This window comes from Halomonas sp. A3H3 (assembly GCF_000982975.1).
Lineage (GTDB): Bacteria > Pseudomonadota > Gammaproteobacteria > Pseudomonadales > Halomonadaceae > Vreelandella > Vreelandella titanicae.
Genome location: NZ_HG423343.1, coordinates 524,729 through 531,153 on the forward strand (window position 1 = coordinate 524,729; position 6,425 = coordinate 531,153).

The window sequence follows — 6,425 nt, forward strand, 5'->3', positions numbered from 1 at the left end:
CTCACACGAAGTTGACATCAAGATGCAAATACTCATAATACAAACAATAACAATTAGCATTTACAAAAAATCAAAATGAATCTAATGCAAGGAGAACATTCGTGAACCAACCTTCTTTCCGCAAACGGTGGCTAACCACAGCTATTGCTGTTGCTGCGTGTAGTGCCCCAACGGTCGTGCTTGCTCAGGATGCTGAACAACGTACCTCGTCAGGTAGTGGATCTTCTACCGAGCTACCTACACTGCAAGTGACAGAAAGCCGTATCTATGAAGAAGCCACAGGGCCAGTGCAAGGGATTGCAGCAAGTCGCAGTGCAACAGGTACCAAGACAGATACACCGATTATTGAAACACCACAATCTATCTCGGTAGTGAGCAGCGAGGAATTTCGCAACTATGGCGCTCGAAACGTCAGCCAGGCTCTGGGCTATACGGCTGGATTGTCAAACGCTTATGGCGGGGGCAGCGCGGATACAACCCAGGATAGCATGACAAGTCGCGGCTTCGGCTTATTCAACAGTTATCGGGATGGCAGTAAATATCAAGTGAACGTGTTCGACGGGCAACAGGAGCTTTATGGCCTGGAGCGGTTGGAAGTACTCAAAGGTCCTTCGTCAATTCTCTACGGCGTGGCCTCTCCTGGGGGCTTGATTAACACGGTCAGCAAGCGCCCCACCAGTGAGCCGTTGCGCGAAGTTAATATTCAGGCAGGCAGTTTTGATCGACGCCAAATATCTGCGGACTTCTCGGATGCCTTAGATAAAGAGGGCGAGTTTTCATACCGTTTGACCATGCTACGCCGCGAAAGCAACACTTTTATTGACCATGTTCCCGATGATCGTACCTATATCGCTCCCGCTTTTAAGTGGCAACCTAACGAGGATACATCGCTGACTCTGCTAAGCGAGTATCAACATGATGAGAGCGTCTATTTCTGGGGACTGCCCTCCAACGGCACCATCCTCCCTAATCCTAATGGAAATATTGCCAGAGAACGTTTCGGAGGAGAGCCAGGTTATGATGAATATGATAATGAACGCTACTCTATCGGCTACTTGTTTGAACACGATTTCTCAAATCGCCTGAAACTACGCCACAACCTACGTACCATGCACACTGATAGAGATGTCAACAATATTGGTCTTACTCAGAGCCCTGAGAGCACCGACGGTCGACTCTATTCAAGAACCGCAAATGATCGGCGTGATGCCTCCAAAGCACTCACCTCTGATACTTCTTTGCAGTATGACTGGGAGGCCGGAGCGACGACCAATACTTCTCTGGTCGGCCTCGACTACACCCGCCAGCGCCAAGAATCTGAGCGTTACCGCCGCACAGTTTCCCCCCTTGATCTCTATGATCCAGTATATGGCAGCGAGCTAGGCGAGCCTATCCCCAATACCTACTCGCAAGTCAACCGCAATGAGCAAGTGGGTTTGTATTTTCAGAACCAAATGAAAATTGCCGATAAATGGGTTGTCATGTTGGGCGGCCGCCAGGATTGGACGGATACCAAATCTTCCCGGTATTTCGACCCTTCACAAGAACAGCAGCAAGATGATGATGCCTTCACTGGCCGTGTCGGGTTCGTTTACCTAGCCGAGAATGGTTTAGCTCCTTTTGCCAGTTTTAGCCAATCCTTCGAGGTAGCTACTGGTACCGACCGCAGTGGGAATCAATTCGAGCCCACTCGAGGCGAACAGTATGAGCTTGGTATCCGTTTCCAGCCAGAAGGTTGGGATACTCTGTTAACCGCCACCGCCTACGAATTGACCCAGGAAAACGTATTAGTTACCGACCCAGTTGACACCAGTTTCCAAAGACAAATGGGGGAAGTACGCTCACGCGGCATTGAACTAGAGGCCAAAACAGAAATCGGCCCTAACACCAATCTGGTCGCAGCCTACGCCTATACCGATGCGCGTACAACGAAAAGCAGCCCGGCTACTCCTGACAAAGTCGGCGAGCGAACCGGGCAAACACCCTACAACCAGTTCTCATTATGGGGTGATTATCGATTCAGTGAATTCGGACTCCCAAGCCTAAAAGTGGGTTCTGGTATACGCTATGTCGGCTCAACGCTTCCTAACTCATTTCTTGATGGAGAAGTGTCTGATTTCACGCTTGTTGATGCCATGGTCAGCTATGAGACGGGCCCATGGCTACTGTCCTTAAATGCGACCAACTTGACCGATGAAACCTATATCGAGTCCTGTACCTATGCGTGTTTCTATGGCGAGCCTCGAAGTATTATAGGCACAGCATCTTATCAATGGTAATCGTAGTGCCGAATGTCATAGGAAGTCGCCAACCTTCGCCCTCCTTAGACCTAGTGCATGAAAAACGCCAGTGGCTGGTTCAACATCTGACCATAGGATGTCGAGCTATAGTTTAATCGTGTGTATGGAGGGAAGAAAAAAGGTGTCGCATCCTTCTGATGATCATGCTAAATCACAGCCAGCAATTGATAGATAAGCCATGATCGTTTTTCCTCTATTTCATCGGATGGCTATGGTCAGGCAGTGACAGAGAGAACCGCAACACAGTCCCCCGCTTTCGGCGTGATTGTGTAGCGGTTCCATTATGGTAACTTGACCCACTAGCACTACTTGTCAGATGCAAGTATTCCAACCATCCAGCTAAAAAGACAAACATGATATTGAAACACCTTATAGAGGCCTCATTCCCCTCTGCATACCATAAGCGAACGTCCTTATCGATTATCCTTCTAATCTGGTCATGCATTGGCAATGTTTCAATGGCAAGCAATGTAGCCAACGAAACGTCATTAGCAACCTTTGATTTCGCAATTGCTGAAACGCTCACAGCTATTGGCCACCCACCTATGTTTCTATCAGGTCTTGAGGATTACGAGACATACACACGTCAAGATGGCATCATTCCCCTTGCGACTAATCTCGGCTATCGTCATCTTCCTAACCTTGAGCTTCTTGCAAGCCTCCCTCCGCAACATATTCTGATTTCACCGCCCGCCCATGTCAGCTTAATACCAAAGCTCAGAGAAATTGCTGACGTTCAGGAATATCGGCTTTATAATTTTTCCGATAATCATGATGAACAAAACCATTGGAACGTTCTTGAAGATTTGACTCGATTGCTTGGCAATCTAGTCAATGATCCTGCCGCATCGGAACACTATATTGAGCAAATCAACAGTCACTTTGACGATTTAAAAAGGCAGCTTAATCACATCGACACGCCTTTGTTAATTGTTCGTCTAATGGATGAGCGCCATGCCCGCGTTCATGGAAATGGCAGCGTAGAAGGCATGGTATTAAATCGCCTTGGCCTTCAGAACGCATGGCAGGAAGAATTAGGGCAGTGGGGGTTTAAAACTGTCAGCGCAGCATCTGTCTTTGATATCAACGCTAAACTGATATTTCTCGACAGCCCCTACGGCCCAGAAGGGGGACAAAGACAACTAATATCTGATGGCCAATGGCGCCACTGGCCTAGCATACAACAGAACAACTACGCCATCTTACCTCTCGACTTCTGGTCTTGGGGAGGACTACCAGCCGCCCGACGCTTTGCCGACAGTCTTGTGAGGCAGCTCATTGAAAGCGATATCAACGGCCATGCTTCGCGTTCAAGTCAAATCACAGGTGAATAACACATCTAGGATTATTACTATCCAGAAATCAGCTGAAAAATTGACTAACAACTAATGGAGAAACCCAACCTCCATCCCAAGTGTTATGGCTTTGCAGCCATGGCTGCCTGATATCTCATCCGCTAGGAAATCCTATTATACAGTTCAAAGACAAGGGCATTATCTGTCTTAGGGCTAGAGCCATCATTCATATGTCACTGAACCAATGAGAAAACTCTTATTACCCCTATAGCATTAACCACAATAACAATTGTTTTAAATGAAATGACCCTATTGACGATATCGCCAATAGGGCTATTTTCATCACTACTTCACTAACTCATTTCCCTCCAGAGCGCGCGTACCAGCCAAGATATCGTCGACTTGATGCACAAGTTGCTCAAGGAAGGATAAATTCCGCACGATTCCCATATGATCCGTATCCAACCAGACAGAACTTGAGAGAGAGTGTCCGATCGCCTGGGCCAGCAATGCTTCGGCATTCTCGTTGCCTTCTGGTGATTGAGACGCCCACCAGGCATGCACAGGTGCGTGCAACAGGCGAAGCCGATCATGCCCAAGGGCAAGATGGCGCAAGTGCTGTTCCACGGCAAGAAGTTGTTGCCAATCGTCCTGTTGCTGGCCGTCCGGTATATTGCCCGATTCCGAATAGGCCTCGTCCCGCCCTGCACCGGGTACGTAGCCATCGATCAGCCCGACGAAGGCCACGGTTTTACCCAGCCTCTCCAATAACGCGGCCATTTCCAACGCAAGGGTACCGCCCATGGACCACCCCAGCAGGTAGTACGGCCCTTTAGGCTGCTGCTCCAGCACTGCCCGAACATAGTCCCGCGCCATATCCACCAGGGAGGTATCGCGCCAACTCGGCTCCTGAACCTGCCGGTTCTGCAATCCCCAGATGGCCCACTCCGGCGCAAGCTTCGCGGCTAGAGGGTAATAACCAACCACTGTGCCACTCACCGGATGAGGGCAAAATATGGCTGGCCCACTGTCGTTACCATCCGCCAAACGAAGCAATGGATTGAGCCTTCCCTGACCTTGCTCTGTTTCTCGCCGAAGGGAAACAGGCACCTTCCTCTGATGGGAAGGAGCCGGTGTGGCAGCGATCAGCGCTTCCAACGATCGACCAATAGCATCCATCAACCGCTGCACGGTATGTGCATGATATCGCTTGTCACTATAGCGACAGGTGAGGGACAGCTCTCCCCGATGAATCTGGCCATTGATTTCTAGTTCCCAATTCAATGGACTCCATGGATCCACCAGTTTCCCTGGGGATTCTGGGGCAGGCTGGAACCTGCTGCCCGCCAAGCTCTCATCCAGTTGCCCCAGATAGTTGAAGGCCAGCCGCGGGGAGGAAGCACGTGATAGCCGTGCGCGAACCTCCGGTTTACCGAGATAGCGCAGCGCACCAAAGCCTATTCCTTTCCCGGGCACTGCCGCCCTCCGTAGGCGAATGAGTTCCAGAGTATCTGCAGGGCTACCGGTAGCTTTGAGCCGCAGAGGATAGAGGCAGGTAAACCACCCCAGGGTTCGACTCAGATCGAGAGTGTCATCCAAGGGTTCCCTGCCATGCCCTTCGACGGCTACCAGCGGTTGCTCCAGGCCGCCCCAGGCTCTTAACCCTTCGGCAAGCGCCGTCAGGAGCATGTCATCGATTCCAGCCTTGTGGATAGCCAGGGTTTCCCGCAACAATCGGCGAGTCGGATCCGCTGACAGCCGCCATTCACACTCACCGACATCGATCGCGGCATTGCGCCCCTGTGGATCATCGACAGGCCAGGAGTCATCACCCGAGACAATTTCCAGCCAGTCATCCAGCTCCTGATCCCACACACCCTTGGCTGCTCGATCAGAAAGATGGTTCGCCCATTGCTGGTAACTAGCACTGGATAGTCCAGGTTCGGGATCGGACCCTGCCTCGATCTGGCGATAAATTCGATCCAGATCTTCCAGGAGAATGCGCCAGGACACCCCATCCACAATTAGGTGATGGATGCTCAGCAGTAGTCTCTGCTCGCCCCCAGGCAGGTTCATCAACAGCAGGCCGGCTAGTGGCCCGTGCGACAGCTCGAAACTCCCGTGAACCTCGTCACAGGCCGCAGGTACCTGCTCAAAACTTTCTAGCTCAACCACCCGCAAGATCCGTTCCGCCGATTCAGTATCGCGATAGAAGGCCATCCACTGTTCATCTTGCTGATAGAATCCGAGTCGTAACCCATCGTGATGGTCGATCAGGGCCTGGACGGCCTGGAACAAACACCGCGGATCCAAGGAGCGCTTGACCCTTAGCAACAGTGCTTGGTTCCAGTGGGAACGATTGGACATCGGCTGATCGAAGAAATGAGCTTGGATCGGCGTCAGCGGCAAGCCGCCACCCACCGACTCGACTCGTGCCGGAATAACGGCCAGCGGCTCCAAAGCCGTCGCCATCTCTACCAAGCGGGGTTTGAGGAATACATCCTTGGGTGCCAAATACCAACCAACCCGACGCAGGCGAGTAATCAACCCCAGGGACTGAATGGAATCGCCTCCCAGCTCGAAGAAACTATCATTACGGCTAATATCATCGCGACCGAGCACCATTTGCCACAGCTCCGCCAGTGCCACTTCCACTTCCCCCTGTGGAGGTTCGTACTTCGGACTGCTGGCAGGTTCCGGCTCAGGCAAGGCCTTGCGGTCTACCTTACCGTTGGCATTCAGCGGCAGTTCCTCAAGCGTCACCACGATTCCCGGCACCATATAATCCGGTAACTTTTGCCCTAGTCGCTCACGCAGTAAAGCGGTATCA

Annotated in this window: 3 protein-coding genes; 2 read left to right on the plus strand and 1 reads right to left on the minus strand. The window is 51.4% G+C overall.

The annotated features are described in order from the left end of the window. The first annotated feature begins 101 nt into the window (after positions 1–101). Together HALA3H3_RS02295 and HALA3H3_RS02300 are read left to right on the plus strand one after the other, a co-directional pair. Positions 102–2,279: a TonB-dependent siderophore receptor gene (locus HALA3H3_RS02295; RefSeq protein ID WP_022522166.1), complete on the plus strand. Its 2,178-nt coding sequence runs from the start codon at positions 102–104 to the stop codon at positions 2,277–2,279. A 479-nt stretch (positions 2,280–2,758) separates the two neighbouring features. Then, positions 2,759–3,634 carry an ABC transporter substrate-binding protein gene (locus tag HALA3H3_RS02300; RefSeq protein ID WP_022522167.1) on the plus strand — a complete coding sequence of 292 codons (876 nt, stop codon included), beginning with the start codon at positions 2,759–2,761 and terminating at the stop codon, positions 3,632–3,634. Positions 3,635–3,940: 306 nt separating this feature from the next. On the opposite strand, the gene HALA3H3_RS26890 is transcribed toward HALA3H3_RS02300, so the two are convergent. After that, positions 3,941–6,425: condensation domain-containing protein (locus HALA3H3_RS26890; protein ID WP_158414234.1), on the minus strand; the 2,485-nt coding region annotated here is incomplete at its 5' end.